This is a genomic window from Prevotella sp. AM23-5 (assembly GCF_003473645.1).
In the GTDB taxonomy this organism is placed as follows: Bacteria; Bacteroidota; Bacteroidia; order Bacteroidales; family Bacteroidaceae; genus Prevotella; species Prevotella copri_A.
This window is the reverse complement of record NZ_QUCG01000143.1, coordinates 1-2,958: the sequence shown is the minus strand read 5'-3', so window position 1 is coordinate 2,958 and position 2,958 is coordinate 1. Positions and strand designations below refer to the sequence as shown.

Below are 2,958 nucleotides of genomic sequence, written 5' to 3'. Positions count from 1 at the left end.
ACAGGATTTGAAAACCATTGTTTTTCGGATTTTTCGTTGTTACTTTGCAGCGTGAATGACAGACATACGTGTCTTAAATGATGCAAAACAGACGGCATATTCAGATGCTCCAATGCAGTCATATAAAACGTATTACATGTAATATGATAAAACGTTTGACATGCAAAATGCTTGATATGTAAAATGTAATATAAGTATGCACAAATGTGGCATGACACACAGACTGGCTATAGAACAGTTATGAAGCATGACATATATAAAAGCCATATAGCAAGCATAAAAACAGTATAACTGATGCGAAAGTTGCATAACATATAATATCACTTGCAAGCCTCATGGCTCATAGATTTGCACCATAGCATGTAGGATGTATCACAAATAAAAATGCAATACCGCATTATAACAAACAAGATGTATAACTCATAAAAAGACAAACATGAAGAAAGAACCAACATTCATCGCCTTCTCCACCCAAAAGGGAGGGGCAGGCAAGACAACACTAACCGTGTTGATGGCAAGTTTCCTTTATTATGTCAGAGGTTACGATGTCGTTGTGGTTGACTGCGATTTTCCACAGTTCAGCATCAAGGACATGAGAGAACGTGACATGCAGAGCATCGAGAGTAACGAGTATCTGTTGAGACAAGCCTATGAGCAGTTGAAAAGAACAGGAAAGTCTGCTTATCCTATTGTAGAGAGTCACCCAGGAAAGGCTATGGAGGCAATAAAGCCATTCTTGGAAATGGATACCCCACCGGACTTCATCTTTTTCGACCTCGCAGGAACCATTGACAACCTTGGTGTGATAAATACCATCGTCACTATGGATTATATATTCTGCCCGATTACGGCAGACAATGTGGTGCTGAAAAGTTCCATTATGTTCGCCAGTCAGTTGAACGATTCGTTCATCAGTATCGGAAAGACCAACATCAAGGAACTGTATATGCTATGGAACATGGTAGATGCACGAGAGAAGACCGATCTGTATGAGAAAGCAAGTCGTGTGATGGACGGAGCAGGACTGTCGGTGATGAACACATACATCCCGGACAGCAAGCGTTTCAGAAAGGAATGTGCCGAAGTCGGCAACAAGGCTGTCTTTCGTTCCACGATTCTTCCTCCCGACAAGCATCTGATAAAAGGTAGTAACATCGAGAAGTTGGCAGACGAGATTTTATCAATCATCAAGAAATAAAAAAGTATGGCAAAGAATCTGAAAGTAACCATTGACTCGGAAGAGTTCAGAAACTCATTCCGACCACATATGCCTCCAAACAGGGAATCGACGGAAGAGACACCAAAGGAACAGAAAGAGTTTTCAAAGGAAGAACCTCGTTCGCCCCAAAATGTTGTCTCGACCAAGAACAGCACTTCATTGATGGAGGAATATCAGGAAAGATATATCCGCAGGTCTGAGAATCCAGCACGCTCTGGCAAGATGACATACATCCGAAAGGAGTATCATGAGACCATCATGCGCCTTGTTTCAGTCATGGAACGAGATGATATGTCCTTGTCGGGATACATAGACCATGTGTTGACAGAACATTTCCAAAAGTATGGGGAGGTCATCAAGGAAGTTTACAAAAAGAATAACAACAGAGATATAATCATGTGGTAAATATGGAAGCGGTATTATTGACAATTGCGCTCCTGTATATGATATGGAGTGTGGCGGTATTGGTGTTCGATGCCGATATTTGGTTGAAGAACAAGTTGAAGGCGGACAAGCCAAAATATGAAGCAAAGGAAAGTCCACCTCCACGAGGCGACGATTTCATAGTCAAACATACCTATACGGTTTCTCCAAAAACAGATTCAATGGAGCAAGTAAAACCCAAAGAAGATGGTGAAACAGTAAAGGAAAGTGAAGTAACCTTTGAAGACGATAAACTTCCGAAAAAGTCAGCTCGCATACCAGATGACAAACTGGACGAGGCATTTACTGACACACGCATCGAGGATGTTGGTGTAGAGTTCGATGACTCGGAAGAAGAGCCTACAGTGGAACAGGCAAGTGGCAATAGCTTTGAGGAGATAGACAAGGCAGTCGAAACTGCAACCAAGCCAAATGTCACAAATGAGGAGTGTGTCCATGCAGGCAAGGTGTTTTCGGAAATGGAAGGCAATGAGCTTTTCAACATGATAGCAGAGCGTTCCAAGATTATCAAACGCAGAATAGATGCGTTGATGGAATTGCATATGTCGAACATTTCCTCAGACAAGCCTATGTCAGGAAAATCAACAAAAGTAATCAAGAAGAAAAAGCTTGTTGTTCCTGAAGACTTCAAAGATTTCAATATCAGAGATTTTGTATAACAATAAAAAGTGAAAATTATGACAAACAAAAAAAGAAACAATGGTAAGAGACAAATTCCTTCGATAGACGACAAGGAGTTTTATGAGATTTTCATGAGAAATCATGATGAGTGCAAGAAGAAAATCCATGATTTGGTTACTTCTTACCTAAAAGTACACAAGATAGAACAGACATCCTGTTCAAAGAAGGGAAAATAAGGCATTGGACAAACATAGAGGACTTCAACATCCTCGACTTTGTATAACAATTAAAAAATAAGAATCATGAAAAGAGCAAGAAAGAACAGAGAGCCAAAGGAACACATCAGTGTTCAGTCAACAGTGAGTGTAACCGTGTCGTCCTGTGCCAACAACAGAAATGGGTACATCGGCAAGTTCATGACGGATGCAGGCTTCACTGCAAGACTTGGCAGACAGGTAAGCATCAGCGAGGAAACTCATGAGCGAGTAATGAAGTTTGTCAGTGTCGTAGGCAAAGGACAGGTTTCCATGGCAAGTTTCATCGAGAACATCGTCAACGAACATTTTGCCATCCATGCAGCCGAAATCAAGGCTGCGTTTGAAGAAAGTATAAAGGCATATCGCCTCTAACAATAATAAAAGTACGCCAATGAAAAAGAAAGACTACGGCTAAAA

General features: G+C 40.9%; 5 protein-coding genes. All 5 read left to right on the top strand.

All coding sequences use genetic code 11. The features are described from left to right. Positions 1-436 precede the first annotated feature (436 nt). The 5 genes from DW657_RS17005 (at position 437) to DW657_RS16985 (ending at position 2,913) form a co-directional block, all read left to right on the top strand. A complete protein-coding gene (locus DW657_RS17005; RefSeq protein ID WP_118313532.1) occupies positions 437-1,198 on the top strand; it encodes a ParA family protein in 762 nt (253 codons plus the stop codon). Positions 1,199-1,204: 6 nt separating this feature from the next. Then, on the top strand, positions 1,205-1,624 hold the full coding sequence (locus tag DW657_RS17000; RefSeq protein WP_118313531.1) for a DUF3408 domain-containing protein: 420 nt from the start codon (positions 1,205-1,207) through the stop codon (positions 1,622-1,624). Between the two features lie 2 nt (positions 1,625-1,626). Then, entirely contained in the window at positions 1,627-2,322 is a 696-nt protein-coding gene (locus DW657_RS16995) for a hypothetical protein (RefSeq protein WP_118313530.1), read from the top strand. A gap of 18 nt (positions 2,323-2,340) precedes the next feature. Further along, positions 2,341-2,520 carry a hypothetical protein gene (locus DW657_RS16990; RefSeq protein WP_118313529.1) on the top strand — a complete coding sequence of 60 codons (180 nt, stop codon included), beginning with the start codon at positions 2,341-2,343 and terminating at the stop codon, positions 2,518-2,520. Positions 2,521-2,586: 66 nt separating this feature from the next. Then, the gene (locus DW657_RS16985; RefSeq protein WP_118313528.1) at positions 2,587-2,913 is read left to right on the top strand and encodes a DUF3408 domain-containing protein; all 327 of its coding nucleotides are present in this window, start codon (positions 2,587-2,589) and stop codon (positions 2,911-2,913) included. Positions 2,914-2,958: the final 45 nt, after the last annotated feature.